Here is a 16,063-nt window from a genome sequence, read left to right on the forward strand (position 1 = left end):
CACGTCCCCTTCACATCGGTGCACGTTGCGATACCGGTCCTGTATCGGGTGACGGGCTAGGCCAGGTCACATAGACCGATCCGGGTACGGTATGCCCGGACGACAGCCGCCGACCGCACAGACGTGCGGGTCGGGACCGACGGAGAGGGCTGGTAGGTAGCTATGGAAGAGCCGCGTCGCCTAGGCGGCCGGTACGAGCTGGGCCATGTGCTCGGCCGTGGTGGCATGGCGGAGGTCTACTTCGCGCATGACACCCGGCTCGGCCGCACGGTGGCGGTGAAGACGCTGCGCGCAGACCTCGCGCGCGATCCGTCCTTCCAGGCCCGGTTCCGCCGGGAGGCCCAGTCAGCCGCCTCGCTCAACCATCCCGCGATCGTCGCGGTCTACGACACGGGCGAGGACTACATCGACGGGGTCTCGATCCCGTACATCGTCATGGAGTACGTCGACGGCTCCACTCTGCGTGAGCTTCTGCACAGCGGCCGCAAGCTGCTGCCCGAGCGCACGCTGGAGATGACCATCGGCATCCTCCAGGGCCTGGAGTACGCCCACCGCAGCGGCATCGTGCACCGTGACATCAAGCCGGCCAACGTCATGCTGACGCGCAACGGCCAGGTCAAGGTCATGGACTTCGGCATCGCCCGCGCCATGGGCGACTCCGGCATGACGATGACCCAGACCGCGGCGGTCATCGGTACCGCCCAGTACCTCTCGCCGGAGCAGGCCAAGGGCGAGCAGGTCGACGCCCGCTCCGACCTGTACTCCACCGGCTGCCTGTTGTACGAGCTGCTGACCGTCCGGCCGCCCTTCGTGGGCGACTCCCCGGTCGCGGTCGCCTACCAGCACGTCCGGGAGGAGCCGCAGTCCCCGAGCGTCTTCGACCCCGAGATCACGCCGGAGATGGACGCGATCGTCCTCAAGGCACTGGTCAAGGACCCCAACTACCGCTACCAGTCCGCCGACGAGATGCGCGCCGACATCGAGGCCTGCCTCGACGGCCAGCCGGTGGCGGCCACCGCGGCGATGGGCTCGGTCGGCTACGGCGGCTACGGCGACGACCAGGCGACGACCGCCCTGCGCGCCGACGGCGGTGCCACCACGATGATGCCGCCCATGAGCCCGGGAGGGGGCGGCGGCTACGACTACGACGACCGCCCCGACCGGCGCCGCCAGAAGAAGAACAACACCTCGACGGTCCTGCTGGCGGTCGCGGCCGTCCTGGTCCTCGTAGGCGCCATCCTGATCGGCAAGTGGGCATTCGGCGGCGGTGGCGCGGGCAACGACACCGTCAGCATGCCCAGCTTCGTCGACCAGACCGTCGCCCAGGCGCAACAGATGGCGGACAACGCCGACCTGAAGATCGCCATCACCAAGAAGCCCTGCGAGAACACCGAGACCAACAAGGTCTGCTCGCAGGACCCGACGGCGGGCACCGAGGTCAAGAAGCAGTCCACCGTCAACCTGGTCGTCTCGACCGGAGCGCCGAAGGTGGCCGTGCCGAACGTCGTCGGCAAGAAGGTCGACGACGCCAAGAGCATCCTCGAGTCCGACAAGTACCAGTTCAACGTCAAGACCAAGGAGAAGGTGTCCACCCTGGAGGCGGGCACCGTCCTCGAGTCGGATCCGGAGCTCGGCAAGGAGGTCGAGAAGGGCTCCACGATCACGCTGACGGTCGCCAAGGCCGAGGAGAAGTCCACCGTCCCGGACGTCCTGGGCAGGGGCTGTGACGACGCGGTGGCCCAGATGGAGGCCAACAACCTCACCGGCAACTGCGTCGAGGTGGAGACCGACGACCAGAACCAGGTCGGCAAGGTCATCTCGACCGTCCCGGAGCGCGGCACTCAGGCCGACAAGGGCTCCACGGTCCAGATCCAGATCGGCAAGGCCAAGCAACAGCAGCAGGTCCCGGTCCCGAACATCCAGGGCCAGAAGCTGAAGGACGCCAAGCAGATGCTGGCGCAGGTGGGCCTCAACGTCGGCAACATCCAGGGCTCCCCGGACGACGACGCGACCGTCGTCGCCTCCAACCCCGGCCAGGGCAACCCGGTCCAGACGGGCACGAGCGTCGACCTGATCACCGTGAAGGGCAACAACGGCGGCAACTTCTTCGGCGGCAACAGCGGCTGACGGCAGGACCGCCGCGAAAGGCAACCGCACCACGGCGACGGCCCCCGACCGAGATCACTCGGTCGGGGGCCGTCGCCGTGCCCGGATCTGCGTCAGCGCAGTTCCTTCGGTGGTGTGCGCTTGCTGTCCACCGTGTCCACCCGCACCAGTTCGCCCCACACCACGTACCGGTAACGGCTCGTGTACACCGGGGTGCAGGTCGTCAGCGTGATGTAGTGGCCCGGCTTCGTCTTCCCCGACTCCTTGGGGACGGACCCGAGGACCTTGACGTTGTACTTCGAGGTCTCGGGGAGAATCGCGTAGACCTTGTAGACGTACCACTTGTCCTTGGTCTCGAAGACGATCGGGTCGCCCTTCTCGACCTTGTCGATGTTGTGGAACTTCGCCCCGTGGCCGTCGCGGTGGGCGGCCAGAGCGAAGTTGCCGTTCTTGCCTGACGTGGGCAGCGTGGCCTTGACCGGATCGACGTAGTAGCCGGCGACCCCGTCGTTGAGGACCTTCGTCGACGTGCCCTTGTCGACCAGGACCTCGCCGTTCCTCATCGAGGGCACATGCAGGAAGCCGATGCCGTCGCGGGTGTCGAGCGCACCGGGGCCGGTGTCCGGCCCGGAGGCCCAGCCGTCGCGGACCTTGTCGGCCTCCTTGTGCGCCGCCCGGTCGGCGACGACGTTCGTCCACCACAGCGAGTAGACGACGAACAGACCGAGCACCAGGCCCGCCGTGATGAGCAGTTCACCGAAGACACTGACCGCCTGGGCGATCCGGCCCTGGCCCCGGCGCCGCGGCGCGGGCCCGGACTCGGGCACGGCGGTGTGCTCTTCGGTCTCATCGGCGGTCGCTGCCACTGTTTCCTCTGCCCTTAACTGACGAGCGCATCCGGCTTGCCCTTGCTGCGCGGCCGTACCTCGACCATCTTGCCCCAGACGATCAACCGGTACTTGCTGGTGAACTCCGGCGTGCACGTCGTCAGAGTGATGTAGCGGCCGGGCCCGGTGAACCCCGACCCGGCGGGAACGGGGTTGATGACGGTGGTGTTGCTCGGCGACGTCACCGGCAGCATCGACGTCATCTTGTAGACGTAGTAGGTGTCCTGGGTCTCGACCACGACCTCGTCGCCCGCCTGGAGCCGGTTGATGTACCGGAACGGCTCACCGTGCGTGTTGCGGTGGCCGGCGAGCGCGAAGTTGCCCGTCTTCGCGTCGGGCATCGCGGTCTTGAGCGGACTCTCGCCGTAGTGCCCGACCATGCCCTTGTCGAGCACCTTCTTGTTGCTGATGCCCTCCGCGATCGGCACCACGACGTCCAGCTTGGGAATGTGCAGGATGGCGAAACCCTGCCCGGGCGAGAAGGTGCCCGGCGCCCGCTTCCCGCTCGCCCAGTCCTGCTGGAGGCTGCTGGCCTCCTTGCCCGCCTGGGCATGGGCCCGCACGTTCGTCCACCACAGCTGGTAGGTGACGAACAGCAGCATCAGCACACCGGTCGTGATGAACACCTCGCCGATCGCCCGGCTGGCGACCACGGCTGGGCTGGCCTTGCGCGCCCGCGCCTGCTTGCGCGCCTCGACCCGGGACAGGGGTGCGCGGGATCCGGACCCACCCGACGGTGTACCGGTCTCGGGTGCGCTGCCCCCATGACGCCCACCACGGCGCTTGGCGGCCTTTCTGCGGGCCGCGCGGCCGCCCGGGGTGGCTGGAGTGGCGGAGGAGGCCGCTGAGGCCGCAGAAGCCGATGCAGGCCCACCGGCTCCCATGAGCGACGGGTCGGGCAGCCGCAACGCGACGGTCTCGTCGTCGAGGGGGCGTCCGTACGACGCGCCGTCGTACCGGTCCCCGAGCGCGGTCACGCCGTGGCCCTGCCCACCACCGGGGCGAGCCCCGCCGACCTCGCCACGGCACCCGCGTAGCCGCACTCGACCAGCCAGTTGGCCAGCATCCGGTGGCCGTGCTCGGTCAGCACCGACTCGGGGTGGAACTGCACGCCCTCGACCGGGAGTTCCCGGTGGCGCAGCCCCATGATGATGCCGTCGTGCGTGCGGGCCGTGACCTCCAGCTCGTCCGGCACCGTCGCCGGCTCCGCGGCCAGCGAGTGGTACCGGGTCGCCGTGAAGGGGGACGGCAGACCGGCGAAGACGCCCTTGCCGCCGTGCTCCACCGGCGAGGTCTTGCCGTGCAGCAGTTCCGGCGCGCGGTCCACCACACCGCCGTACGCCACCTGCATGGACTGCATGCCCAGGCAGACCCCGAAGACCGGGACACCGGTGGCGGCGCAGTGGCGCACCATCTCGACGCAGACCCCGGCCTCCTCGGGCGTGCCCGGACCGGGGGACAGCAGCACCCCGTCGAAACCGTCCTGCGCGTGCGCGGTCGACACCTCGTCGTTACGCAGGACCTCGCACTCGGCACCCAGCTGGTACAGGTACTGGACCAGGTTGAAGACGAAGCTGTCGTAGTTGTCGACGACGAGAATGCGCGCGCTCACTGGTTGTCCACCGTCACATCGTTGAAGGGCATCAGCGGTTCGGCCCACGGGAAGACGTACTGGAAGAGGACGTAGACCACGGCCAGAACCAGCACGATCGAGATCAGCGCCTTGACCCAGGCGTTTCCCGGCAGCTGCCGCCAGATCCAGCCGTACATGCCGTCCCTTCCCCTCGTACCACGGCACCAGACTCACGCCGCACGGCACCAGACTAACGGCGCAGCGCCTCGGGTTCGCCTGCCTCCACGGGCTGTGTGGAGTCCAGGTGCGCCCACACGATCAGCCGGTGACTGTGCCCCCACTCGGGATCGCACGTGGTCAACGTCAGATAGCGGCCCGCACGCGTATACCCGGACTTACGTGGCACAGGGGCGATCACCTCAACGTCCGTGGGCACGGTTTTGTAGGGCCCTTTGTCGATCCGATACGTGAACCAGGTCGTCCCGTCCGTCAGCACCACCGCGTCCCCCCGGCGCAGCTGCGGAAAGTCCTTGAACGGATCACCGTACGTACGCCGGTGACCGGCCACGGAGAAGTTGCCCGTCTGCCCCAGCCGCGCGGTGCCCGCGTAGTGGCCCAGGCCCTTCTTCAGGGTGGCGGTGGCGGTGCCCTCCAGGACCGGCTTGTTCCACGTGAAACCGAGCCGGGGGATGTACATGATCGCGAAGGGCCTGCCGCTCCGGTACGCCGCCGGCGCCGGGGCGGGGGAGGCGGCGGCACCGGGGGCCGGCGACGGCCGGACACCGCCGTGCGCCCACTCCTGCTGCAACTGGTCGATCTGGTGGTCCATGACCCGGTCGGCCTTCACCCCGGTCCAGAACAGCACGTAGACGACGAAGAGCACGATCACGGTGCCCACGGTGATGCAGAGCTCGCTGAAGGTCCTGACGATCACACGCACCGACACAGGGCCCCCCGGCGGCTGCTCTACTCCACGGGCTTCGCGTAGTGCAGATCCACTGTGCCCGAGTAGCCGGGCAGAGTCACCGTGCCGTTCTCGGTGACTTTCCAGCCGAGCCCGTAGACGTTGACGTACACCATGTAGTTCTGGATCGCCGGGGCTTCCGCGAGGGCCTTCTGGAGCTTCTCCGGGTCACCGACCGCAGTGATCTTGTACGGCGGCGAGTAGACCCGGCCCTGGAGGATCAGGGTGTTGCCGACACAGCGCACGGCACTGGTGGAGATCAGCCGCTGGTCCATGACCTTGATGCCCTTGGCGCCGCCCGCCCACAGGGCGTTCACCACGGCCTGGAGGTCCTGCTGGTGGATGACCAGATAGTCGGGCTGCGGCTCGGGGTAGCCCGGGAGCTTGGCCGTCGCGTCCGGCGGGGCGTCGTTGAGGGTGACCGTGATCGCCTCCCCCTTGACCTTCTGGGTCCCCGCCCGCTTCTCCAGGGCCGTGACCTTCGCGTCCTCCGCGGCGGTGCTGCCGTCGTCGCCCGCGGCGAGGGACTCGACGTCGTTGCGCAGGGCCGCGTTGGACTCGTCCAGCTGGCCGTTCTTGCGGCTGCGCTCCTGGATGAGGTCGGACAGCTTCAGCAGCGAGGTGTCCGTACGGATGTTGGTGCCCTTGGCCGTGTTGAAACTGGTGAAGAAGAGCAGCCCGGCCAGCGCGAAGACGGCGACCGTGAGCACCCGAACGGGCCGGAGACCGCCCCGGCGGTGGTCAGGACTGGATTCGATCCGGGGAGAGTCGGCAGAATTGCTCAACGTACCCTTATCTCCTTCGACGCCACGGAAGCACTACGCTAACGGACGCCCGGGGGAGCGCTAAGAGTCCCCTTGTACGCTGCCCCGAGCCAGTCAGAGTTCCCTGCGCGGCCACGCAGCGCATCGACAGGAGAGACCCTCGTGCCGAAGTCACGTATCCGCAAGAAGGCCGACTACACGCCGCCCCCGGCGAAGCAGGCGACCACCATCAACCTCAACAGCCGTGGCTGGGTCGCGCCGGTCATGCTGGCCATGTTCCTCATCGGCCTCGCCTGGATCGTCGTCTTCTACGTGTCCGACGGCTCCCTGCCCATCGACAAGCTGGACAACTGGAACATCGTGGTTGGTTTCGGCTTCATCGCGGCGGGATTCGGCGTCTCCACCCAGTGGAAGTAGGGCGGTCCGGGGCTCTGCCCACGGTTATCCGCTGAGTTATCCACAGCCGTTTTCCACATGGGGAAAAGAAAGACGATCTGTGGATAACTCATCGAGGGTTGACGCCGGTGTGACGGAATCGCCCATCGTCGAAAGCTTGTTCGCCCCCTGCTTGACCTGCGTAAACCCGGGTCAGTGACAGGGGGCACAGCTGTTCCCGCACGATGTGCACAAGATCCGCCACAAGCTGTGGACAACCGACCGCTCAGGTGAGCTGGAACGTCCTCAACAGCGTCACGCCCACGACGACGGCCAGCGCCACTGCACAGCTGCCGTACTGCACCAGAGCGCGGTGCCGGCGCGGCGCGTGGACCATGGCATAGCCGATGGCGACACCGGCGACCAGGCCGCCGATGTGTGCCTGCCAGGCGATGTTCATGCCCGGGCCGAAGGTGAAGAGCAGGTTGATCGCCAGCAGGGCGATCACGGGACGCATGTCGTAGTTGAGCCGGCGCATGAGTACGGCCGTCGCGCCGAAGAGACCGAAGATCGCGCCGGAGGCCCCGAGCGAGGGCTGGTTGGGCGCGGCGATCAGATAGCTGAGCGCGCTGCCGGCCAGCCCGGAGACGAAGTAGAGCGCCAGGTAGCGGGCCCGGCCGAGGGCCGCCTCCAGGGGGCCGCCGATCCACCACAGGCTGAGCATGTTGAACAGGATGTGGATATAGCTGCCGTGCAGGAACATCGCGGTGAGCAGCCGGTACCACTGGCCCTGGGCGATGCCCTCGACGGAGTGCAGCAGCGGGACGTAGGCCTGGCCGAGGAGCTCGAACCGTTCGCTGAAGCGGTCGCCGAGGATCTGCTGGACCAGGAAGAGAGCCAGGTTGACGCCGATCAGCACCTTGGTGGCAAGACGCGGGTCGGCGGCGACGGTGCCGCCCGCGACGGTGCGGGGCCGGGCCGCGGCCGCACTGGTGCCGGATTCGCGGGCGCAGTCGGGGCACTGGAAGCCGACCGAGGCGTTGACCATGCACTCGGGGCAGATCGGGCGCTCGCAGCGGGTGCAGCGGATTCCGGTCTCACGGTCCGGGTGCCGGTAGCAGCCGGGCAGACTCTGGGCGTCCTGCCGACTGCCGCGAGCCTGGTCCATGGCATCCCCTAGGTCGTCGTATGCAATGCCTTGCCCCGCTCATCCTTACGGACGAGCGGGGCATAAGGTTCCCTGCGGCTTGATCCGCCCGGACAGGCCTTGGGCGTCAGCCCTATCGGGTCTCGACGACGACCGACTCGATGACGACCTCGTTGACCGGGCGGTCGGTGCGCGGGTTCGTCTGGGTGGAGGCGATGGAGTCGACGACCTTCTGGCTCGCCGCGTCGGTGACCTCGCCGAAGATGGTGTGCTTGCGGTTCAGCCAGGCCGTCGGGGAGACGGTGATGAAGAACTGCGAGCCGTTGGTGCCCGGGCCGGCGTTGGCCATGGCCAGCAGATAGGGCTTCGAGAACTGGAGCTCCGGGTGGAACTCGTCCGCGAACTGGTAACCGGGGCCGCCGGTGCCGTTGCCCAGCGGGTCACCGCCCTGGATCATGAAGCCGCTGATCACCCGGTGGAAGACCGTGCCGTCGTAGAGCCTGGCCGTGGACTTCTCGCCCGTCTCGGGGTTGGTCCACTCACGCTCGCCCTGGGCGAGCTCGACGAAGTTCTTGACCGTCTTGGGCGTGTGGTCCGGGAAGAGCCGAACCTCGATGTCGCCATGGTTGGTCTTCAGGGTGGCGTAGAGCTGCTCGGCCACGGTCTGCCTTCCGTTGTCTTTCTGTGACTGCCCGAATCCTCGCACGGCCCGGGCGGCGCGGCGCCCGACGACTTCTTCTGGGCGGATATCCGGGTACTTGCTTGCGGAAAACGGCACCAGTGCTCCCACGACACGGGCACTCGGCGACGATCCGTGGCATTGTCGACGGCAAGCTCACGTTCTCCGCATTCATCCGTTATTGCACTTGATCACCAACCCGGACGCTCTTGGCGGGAAGTGATCGCAAGTCGGACGGTATGACCCGTATGCCCGTCCGCGCATGCCCCGGCGCACGCCGACAGGCATGATCCGTAAAAGGGTGGAAAGCCGAATTACCGTACGCCACCGAGGAGGAGGAACCCGTGACCCGCATCGACAGCGTGCGCGCCGCGACCGAAACGGCGAAGGACAGCGTGCTGCACGCCGCGGAAGTTGTGGCGCCCTACGCCGACACGGCCAAGGAAAAGGCCGCGTACTACGCATCCGAGGCCCGCGTACGGCTCGCGCCCAAGGTGTCGCAGGCCGCGGAACAGGCCCGCGTCCAGTACGACGCCTACCTGGCACCCCGGCTGGAACAAGCGCGCTCCCATGTGCCGCCCAAGGTCGACCAGGCCGCCCAGGAGGCGGCGGTCCGCACCCGCGAGGTCGCCCGGCAGGCCGCCGACTACTCCCGTCCGAAGATCGAGCAGGCGGTGGCGGCGGCCGGTCCCGTCAAGGACGAGGCGACCGCCCGCAGCCTCGCCGCACTGGCCGCGCTGCGCGGTCAGGTGACCCCGAAGGAGATCCAGCAGCTGGCCCGCAAGCACAAGCGGCGGGCGAAGGCCGGGCGGGCCGTGAAGGTGATGGCCGGTCTGGCCGCGCTGGCAGCCTGCGCCTTCGTCGCGTGGAAGTGGTGGGACAGGCAGGCCAACCCGGAGTGGCTCGTCGAGCCGCCGGCCGCGACGGACGTACCCGAGTCGAATCGGCTGGCCTCGGTGGACGGCAGCCAGTCCGCCCTCGATCCCGAGGTACAGGCCAAGGAGACCGAGGAAGAGGCGGCGGACCGCGAGGACCGCGGCTGAAGCCGGACCAGGCCGACTACCGCCCAGGGGCGGAGGACCCGGTGGTTCTCCGCCCCTCGGCGATGTTTCACGTGGAACCGTGGAGGCGTGTTTTGCGGTGACGTTTGCAACGCACCGACTCTCCACAATCCCCTCACGTTTCCTTGACGCAACGCACCCGTCCGGTCACGCGGTCGCGCGGATGCCGTTTCACGCAAGGCCGCCGCCTCGGAGGGGCTTCGCCGCGCCTGCCCGGCCGCCTCCTCGGGGACGGTCGACCGACGCCACTCTCCGCGCATATTTGCGCAAAGAACTGCAACGCCCCGGACTCCCTCCCGGATCACCCGAGTGACACACGTCACGGAACATGCAAAAGACCGGCCGGACACCTGCGAGGTGTCCGGCCGGTCCGTTCTGTGGAGCCTAGGGGAGTCGAACCCCTGACATCTGCCATGCAAAGACAGCGCTCTACCAACTGAGCTAAGGCCCCGGAAGCAAGGCGTCCGACCGGAGAAACCGCATCCCGGTGGGCGCCGCAGACAAGACTACCGGGTCCCCCCGGGTATCTCGCAAAAAGTTGGGGGGTCCCCGTGAGCGACCACTCTCCGTAAGATGCTCGACGTGGTTCGCTACAGCGAACCGCCGTTTTTTGGGGAAGCGATGGGGAGACGCAATGGACGCCGCACAGCAGGAAGCGACCGCGAGAGCGCGGGAACTGCAGCGGAACTGGTACGGGGAGCCACTGGGGGCGCTCTTCCGTAAGCTCATAGAAGACCTGGGCCTCAACCAGGCCCGTCTGGCGGGGGTGCTGGGCCTGTCCGCGCCGATGCTGTCCCAGCTGATGAGCGGTCAGCGGGCGAAGATCGGCAATCCGGCCGTGGTGCAGCGGGTCCAGCTGCTCCAGGACCTGGCGGGGCAGGTCGCGGACGGCAGCGTCAGCGCCGCCGAGGCCACCGCGCGAATGGACGAGATCAAGAGGTCACAGGGGGGCTCGGTGCTCAGCAACAGCACACAGGCGACCAGCAGTTCGGGTGCGCCCACGGTCAAGCGAGTGGTCCGGGAGATCCAGTCGCTGCTGCGGTCGGTGGCCGCCGCCGGCGACATCATCGAGGCCGCGGACACCCTCGCCCCGACCCACCCGGAGCTGGCAGAGTTCCTCCGGGTCTACGGCGCCGGCCGCACCTCGGACGCGGTGACGCACTACCAGTCCCACCAGAGCTGACGCCGACGGCCCGGTGACCGAAGGGGGTTCGGGGACCGGGCCGACGCCCTGAGGGGGCACACACGAGCCGTCGCGCCCGCCGTGGGAGGAGTCGTCGCCCCTGCCGCGGGGGAGGGCAAGAGGGAACGCCTCAGGGGGAGGAGCAGCGCACAGCCATGGGTGAGGTCTTCGCCGGCCGGTACGAACTGGTCGACCCGATCGGACGCGGCGGGGTCGGCGCCGTCTGGCGCGCCTGGGACCACCGCCGACGCCGCTATGTGGCCGCCAAGGTCCTTCAGCAGAGCGACGCGCACTCGCTGCTGCGCTTCGTGCGCGAGCAGGCGATGCGCATCGACCATCCCCATGTGCTCGCGCCCGCCAGCTGGGCCGCCGACGACGACAAGGTCCTGTTCACCATGGACCTGGTCGCGGGTGGTTCGCTGGTCCATCTGATCGGCGACTACGGCCCGCTGCCGCCGGCGTTCGTCTGCACCCTGATCGACCAGCTCCTGGCCGGACTGGCCGCGGTGCACACGGAAGGCGTCGTGCACCGCGACATCAAACCCGCCAACGTGCTGCTCGAAGCCACCGGGACGGCCCGGCCCCGGCTGCGGCTGTCCGACTTCGGCATCGCGATGCGGCTCGGCGAGCCCCGTCTGACGGAGACCAACCTCGTGGTGGGGACGCCCGGTTACCTGGCGCCCGAGCAGCTGATGGGCGCGGAGCCGGACTTCGCTGCCGACCTGTTCGCCGTGGGGCTGGTCACGCTGTATCTGCTGGAGGGCGCCAAGCCCGACGCCAAGGCGCTGGTGCAGTACTTCGCGGCGCACGGGACGCCGGGAGCGCCCGAGGGCATCCCCGAGCCGCTCTGGCAGGTCGTGGCGATGCTGTTGCAGCCGGACCCGCAAGCCCGGTTCCGTACGGCCACGGGAGCGCGCAAGGCGCTCGGCGCGGCCGCCGAGCTGCTGCCGGAGCCCGGCCTCGACGACGACCTGATCGAGATCTTCGACCAACTCGGTCCGCTCCCCGCGGGGTTCGGACCCGACGGGCCACTCGGTCCGGCGCCCTCCCTCGGACCCCGGCCGCCGCGTCCCGCCTCCGCCGTCCCGGCGGACCCTGGCACCTCGCCCGGCCCAGGCACGATCTCCGACCCGAGCCGCACCCCGGGCACGCCCGCCGCTCCGGACAGGAACACGGCCACCGGCCCGGCGGGCGGCGCGCCGGACAGCGGGCACAGCACCGGCACCACGGTCCGCGCGGCCGGCCCGGGCACCGCCCCCACCGACCCACGCCTGAGCCCGAGCCTCCCGCCCTCCACCCCGTCCCCGGCGCCGGCAGCCCCCGCCCCCACCGCGTCCCCGTCCCCGTCCCCACCGGCCCCCGCACCGGCCCCGTCTCCGTCCGCCGCTCGACCGGCCCCCTCTGTGTCCCTGCCCGCCCATGCGGCCGCTCCGGCCGCCCCGGCGCCGTCCCGCGCGGCGTCCATGTCGGACACCGGCAGCTTCCACCTTCCGCCGCCCAGGACGTCCAGGACGCCCACCCCCGAAGCCCTCGCGCCCCGGCACCCCGTGCCCGCCTCCCCCGACGAGCCCACGTACACCCCGCCCGCGCCCCCGCTCCCGGCCTCCCGCCCGCGGCCGGGGCACGCCGACGCCTCCACCGCCTCGTACACCGCCGAAGTCCCGCAGACGCCACCGGCGGCCCGGGAGACCGCACGCCACCGTGCCCGGCGCCGCCCCGGCCCGCCCGCCCGGGTGGCCGTCCCGCTGCTGCTGCTGGCGCTGGCCTGCTACGCCGTGGGGTTCTGGGCCCTGGCCCGCGTCTGAGCGTCCCTGCGGCGCGCCGCAGCCGTCCACACCCCGAGGCCCAGCAGCAGCACACTGCCCATGCCGATCCCGCCCGCGGCGAGCGCCGTCATCGCGGTGTCGCGGCCCGCGCCGCCCTCCGCGGCCGCCCGGTCCTGCGCCGTGACCTCGAAAACGCCCTGCGGGGCGGACCGTCCCGCGTATCCCGGCCCGGCCTCCCCGGCGCCGGCGACCCGTACCCGCAGCGTCAGCCCGAACGGGCCGGCGCCGAACCGGTCGGCCACCTGCGCGGCGAGATGCACCACCAGGTAGTAGGAACCGGCGAAGCGCATCGCGCCGACCGCGTCGGTGGCGTCGTAGCGGTTGGCGTAGCGGACCGGTGGCACGGGGGCGAGTGCGGCGGACTTCTGTGTGCCGTCGTAGCTGACGCCCACGTCCTCGACCTGCGCGCGCACCGGGTTGTACAGCGACAGCACCAGGGCTCCCACGGCGTAGCCGCTGCCGCCGCTCGCGCTGCCCAAGTCGGCGGTGGCGTACAGCTGTCGTCCCCAGCCGACGGGCACCTTGTAGAAGAGCGTCTGTCCGGGCACGATGTCCGCCCGCCAGACCCCCTGCCCGACCGCGGTCGCCGAGCCGAAGCCCGCACCGCCCTGGCGCTCGCGCGGCTCGTCCCCGAGCGGGGCGGGGGAAGCGGAGTTCCAGACCTCGGGCGCACGCGTCGCGCCGGCCTGCTCCGGCCGGGGTTCCGAGAACACGGCGAGCTCCAGGTCCCAGGCCCGCGGCGCGGTGTCCGCCCTACCGAGCCGCTCCACGACCAGGTAGTACGTGCCCGGCTCCCGGCACAGGGTTCTGGCCGGGGACACCTCCCGCGCGCCCCACGCCGTGACGGGCCGCGGACTGCGAGCGGCTCCGAAGATCGCCGAGTCGTACGAGCAGGCGTGGCCGTCCGAGTCCTGTACGGAGACCCTGATCCCGTCCACGGCGGCGATCGAGGCGTCCGGGGCGGGCACGGCGGTGGCGGCGGCGTACGTGCTCGACGTGGCGTCGAGCTCCAGGCGGTAGTAGGTCTTGCCGCTCTTCGGGAGGGTGCTCCGGTAGGTCTCCCCGGGATCCAGGCGCCCCGCGTCCGCGGTCCCGGCCGCGCCGACGACGCTCCGGTCGCCTTCGGCGAAGGCGTAGCCGGGAGCCTCGGACGCGGACGACGCCCCGGAGGCGGCCGACGTGCGGGGGACGGCTGCCGCGCCCGGTACGGCCGCGGTGGCCGCCAGGGCGCACAGAACCGCCGTCGCGGCAACCGCACGTGCCCGCGGCCGCCTCCGCCGGACCCCGGCGTGTCTCCACGCCCTCGTACACCGTCCCCACACGCGCCCCACCACGCGCCCCCTCGCCGCTGCCGGACCGGAACGTCGCCCATCCTGCCCCGCCGGGCGGCGGGGCACCCGGTCAATCCGTACGAGCGTCCGAAACCGAAGGCCGCGGACAACACAAAACCCCGACCGCAGGGGCGGTCGGGGTCTGTTCAGAATCCGGTGTCGGTACTCACGAACCCGTGGGCACGGAGTCAGTCGCCTCCGTCCACAGATCCTGCTCGGCGCGATCCGCCTGGATCTGGCGGTACACGAGGAGCCCGCCGATGGCGGCCAGTGCGACCAGGAGAAGCTTCTTCACCGCGCGACCTCGTCTTTCCTTGACGTAGGGGACCTCTGGCGCCCGACTATACACACCGGCCGATACCGATCAGTGACCTGCATCGGGGCCCCAACTGCGGTCCACGACAGCGCAGTACGAGCGGCCCGAACCCCGCCGACCAGCACGGCTGCCGGAGAGTGAGCACCCCTCCACGCGCAGCGACTTCGCCCGCATTGCGCCCGCCTGCTCCCCCTCTTCCGATTTTTGACCCCCCTTGCACCCATCCGTGTGGTGTTGATCCGAAGATCGACGCGCCGTGGGCGTCGGTCCACCACTTCGCGACCGACATACACATCATGAACAAAGTACGCAAATCGACCGACCCGAATGTGAGGGGCCATGGGCCGCAACCAGGTCACGAAACTGTGGACCGTCATCGTCACCGCCTTCCTCGCGCTGTGCACGGCGCTCGGACTCGTCACGACGACCGCCACGACTGCGGTAGCCCGGACCGAGCCGATCCGCAAGAGCAGCAGCAACGCCCTGGGAATGACGGTTCCGGCCCCGGCCCCCTGGCTCTGGTCCTTCGACCGGTCCCTGCCTCCCACGATGAAACAGCGGATCCGGGCCGAGGCCCACGGAAAGTCCCCGAGCTGCCGCAACCGCCCGACGGCGGACACCGAGGCGGCCCCGCCGGTCCAGTCCGTCTGTGAAGGCCCCGAGGCCCCGGACGAGCCCCCCGCGCCCCTCCAGCAGTGACAGCCGCGGCCGGCGGACTTCCGCACGGCGCCGACGACCGAACGCGCAGGCCCTCGACCTGGACCAGGTCGAGGGCCTCTTCGTCGGCCGGACGGGCCCTAGGACCGCGGGATCAGCTCCCGCAGATCGGCGAAGAGACGCTCGTGGGCGGCCGCCGCGGCCGGGTCGGTGAGGTCCATGCCCTGGATGAACCCGTGGACGAGCCCGGGTTCGACCCGGTGACGGACCGGCACACCGGCCTCTACGAGCCTGTGGGCGTAGGCGTCGCCCTCGTCGCGCAGCGCGTCGTGCTCGGCGGTGACGATCAGGGCGCCGGGCAGTCCTGACAGATCGTCGGCGTGCAGCGGGGAAGCGGCGCGGCGCCGGGCGGGGTCCGGGACGAACTGCTCGACGAAGACGGCGAGGTCCTCCGCGTCCAGGCCGTGACCGGTGCCCTTCTCGGTGATGGACGGCTGACGGAGCAGCAGATCGGTGTTCGGGCAGAACAGGGCCTGCAGCGCGGGCAGCGGCCCGCCCTCGTCGCGCAGCACGAGACATGCCGCGGTGGCGAGGAAGCCGCCGGCGCTGTCGCCGGCCACCGCGTCGGGCCGTACGGCGCGCAGCACCGCCACGGCGTCCCGCACGCCCGCAGGGTGGGGGTGCTCGGGGGCCAGCCGGTAGTCGACCGCGAGGACGTCCACGTCACAGGCCTGCGCGATACGACGGCAGGTGCGGTCGTGGGTGTCGAGGTCGCCGAAGACGAACCCGCCGCCGTGCAGGTACACCAGCAGCGGGCGCGGTCCGTCTCCGGGGCGGTAGCGGCGGACGGGAACGGCTCCGGCGTCCGTGGTGACGAAGCCGTCCGCCACCCGGGGCAGTTCGGGACCCCGGGGACGGACGGCACGCCGCTCGTACGCCGCGGCGCGCAGCCGGACGACCAGGTCGGGCAGGTCGGGCCCTGCGGGCAGACCGGGCCCGGATCCCGGCCCCCGGTTCCCTGCACCGTCGTACGACATCGAGGTCCCCTCTCCCGCGGGCCCTTCCCCGCGCCCCAACTCTCCGTCGGACACTGGACCTTAAGCTCCCGCCGGGCCCGCGCCCGACCTCCCGCAGGGTCGGGCACCGCGGGACGCCACGGCGTTCCGGTGGGACCAGGCGGTGCGGCCCCCTCAG

Annotated in this window: 16 protein-coding genes, 1 tRNA gene and 1 pseudogene; 6 read left to right on the plus strand and 12 right to left on the minus strand. The window is 70.3% G+C overall.

Features of this window, described 5'->3' with window-relative positions; translation table 11 throughout:
- Positions 1-162: 162 nt before the first annotated feature.
- Positions 163-2,127 (plus strand): Stk1 family PASTA domain-containing Ser/Thr kinase, encoded by a 1,965-nt coding sequence (pknB, locus tag ACZ7OY_RS13320; RefSeq protein ID WP_471911504.1) that lies wholly within the window; start codon positions 163-165, stop codon positions 2,125-2,127.
- Positions 2,128-2,219: 92 nt separating this feature from the next.
- On the opposite strand, the gene ACZ7OY_RS13325 is transcribed toward pknB, so the two are convergent.
- From ACZ7OY_RS13325 to ACZ7OY_RS13350, 6 genes and pseudogenes are all read right to left on the minus strand, one after another.
- Complete coding sequence (locus tag ACZ7OY_RS13325; protein ID WP_471911505.1) at positions 2,220-2,972, minus strand: class E sortase; 753 nt, start codon at positions 2,970-2,972, stop codon at positions 2,220-2,222.
- A gap of 14 nt (positions 2,973-2,986) precedes the next feature.
- On the minus strand, positions 2,987-4,036 hold the full coding sequence (locus ACZ7OY_RS13330; RefSeq protein WP_471911506.1) for a class E sortase: 1,050 nt from the start codon (positions 4,034-4,036) through the stop codon (positions 2,987-2,989).
- Positions 3,967-4,605, minus strand: coding sequence for an aminodeoxychorismate/anthranilate synthase component II (locus ACZ7OY_RS13335; protein WP_471911507.1), 639 nt, complete (start codon positions 4,603-4,605; stop codon positions 3,967-3,969). Before ACZ7OY_RS13335 ends, ACZ7OY_RS13330 begins: the two co-directional genes overlap by 70 nt.
- Positions 4,602-4,812 (minus strand): annotated as a pseudogene (locus ACZ7OY_RS13340) (hypothetical protein). Before ACZ7OY_RS13340 ends, ACZ7OY_RS13335 begins: the two are co-directional and overlap by 4 nt.
- 4 nt (positions 4,813-4,816) lie before the next feature.
- The gene (locus tag ACZ7OY_RS13345) at positions 4,817-5,506 is read right to left on the minus strand and encodes a class E sortase (RefSeq protein ID WP_471911508.1); all 690 of its coding nucleotides are present in this window, start codon (positions 5,504-5,506) and stop codon (positions 4,817-4,819) included.
- A 26-nt stretch (positions 5,507-5,532) separates the two neighbouring features.
- Entirely contained in the window at positions 5,533-6,315 is a 783-nt protein-coding gene (locus ACZ7OY_RS13350; RefSeq protein ID WP_471911509.1) for a DUF881 domain-containing protein, read from the minus strand.
- 141 nt (positions 6,316-6,456) lie between these two features.
- Here ACZ7OY_RS13350 and crgA point away from each other — a divergent pair, with 141 nt between their 5' ends.
- The gene (gene crgA, locus ACZ7OY_RS13355; RefSeq protein WP_351608942.1) at positions 6,457-6,711 is read left to right on the plus strand and encodes a cell division protein CrgA; all 255 of its coding nucleotides are present in this window, start codon (positions 6,457-6,459) and stop codon (positions 6,709-6,711) included.
- A 244-nt stretch (positions 6,712-6,955) separates the two neighbouring features.
- On the opposite strand, the gene ACZ7OY_RS13360 is transcribed toward crgA, so the two are convergent.
- Positions 6,956-7,837 carry a rhomboid family intramembrane serine protease gene (locus ACZ7OY_RS13360; RefSeq protein ID WP_471911510.1) on the minus strand — a complete coding sequence of 294 codons (882 nt, stop codon included), beginning with the start codon at positions 7,835-7,837 and terminating at the stop codon, positions 6,956-6,958.
- Between the two features lie 112 nt (positions 7,838-7,949).
- Positions 7,950-8,477, minus strand: a complete 528-nt coding sequence (locus tag ACZ7OY_RS13365; RefSeq protein WP_471911511.1) for a peptidylprolyl isomerase — start codon at positions 8,475-8,477, stop codon at positions 7,950-7,952.
- A gap of 362 nt (positions 8,478-8,839) precedes the next feature.
- Here ACZ7OY_RS13365 and ACZ7OY_RS13370 point away from each other — a divergent pair, with 362 nt between their 5' ends.
- On the plus strand, positions 8,840-9,538 hold the full coding sequence (locus ACZ7OY_RS13370; protein ID WP_471911512.1) for a DUF5324 family protein: 699 nt from the start codon (positions 8,840-8,842) through the stop codon (positions 9,536-9,538).
- Between the two features lie 396 nt (positions 9,539-9,934).
- Here ACZ7OY_RS13370 and ACZ7OY_RS13375 read toward each other — a convergent pair.
- A tRNA-Ala gene (locus tag ACZ7OY_RS13375) sits at positions 9,935-10,007 on the minus strand.
- A 183-nt stretch (positions 10,008-10,190) separates the two neighbouring features.
- Here ACZ7OY_RS13375 and ACZ7OY_RS13380 point away from each other — a divergent pair.
- Positions 10,191-10,739, plus strand: coding sequence for a helix-turn-helix domain-containing protein (locus tag ACZ7OY_RS13380; protein ID WP_351608954.1), 549 nt, complete (start codon positions 10,191-10,193; stop codon positions 10,737-10,739).
- 155 nt (positions 10,740-10,894) lie between these two features.
- Positions 10,895-12,544, plus strand: a complete 1,650-nt coding sequence (locus ACZ7OY_RS13385; RefSeq protein ID WP_471911513.1) for a serine/threonine-protein kinase — start codon at positions 10,895-10,897, stop codon at positions 12,542-12,544.
- Here the strand turns inward: ACZ7OY_RS13385 and ACZ7OY_RS13390 are convergent.
- Positions 12,508-13,887, minus strand: a complete 1,380-nt coding sequence (locus ACZ7OY_RS13390) for a hypothetical protein (protein WP_471911514.1) — start codon at positions 13,885-13,887, stop codon at positions 12,508-12,510. The genes ACZ7OY_RS13385 and ACZ7OY_RS13390 overlap by 37 nt on opposite strands.
- Before the next feature lie 175 nt (positions 13,888-14,062).
- Positions 14,063-14,191: a DLW-39 family protein gene (locus tag ACZ7OY_RS13395; RefSeq protein ID WP_003999697.1), complete on the minus strand. Its 129-nt coding sequence runs from the start codon at positions 14,189-14,191 to the stop codon at positions 14,063-14,065.
- A 360-nt stretch (positions 14,192-14,551) separates the two neighbouring features.
- Between ACZ7OY_RS13395 and ACZ7OY_RS13400 the strand changes: the two genes are divergently transcribed.
- Entirely contained in the window at positions 14,552-14,911 is a 360-nt protein-coding gene (locus ACZ7OY_RS13400) for a DUF6344 domain-containing protein (RefSeq protein ID WP_471911515.1), read from the plus strand.
- Between the two features lie 98 nt (positions 14,912-15,009).
- On the opposite strand, the gene ACZ7OY_RS13405 is transcribed toward ACZ7OY_RS13400, so the two are convergent.
- The gene (locus ACZ7OY_RS13405; protein WP_471911516.1) at positions 15,010-15,906 is read right to left on the minus strand and encodes an alpha/beta hydrolase; all 897 of its coding nucleotides are present in this window, start codon (positions 15,904-15,906) and stop codon (positions 15,010-15,012) included.
- Positions 15,907-16,063: the final 157 nt, after the last annotated feature.

This window comes from Streptomyces sp. NPDC107559 (assembly GCF_055657365.1).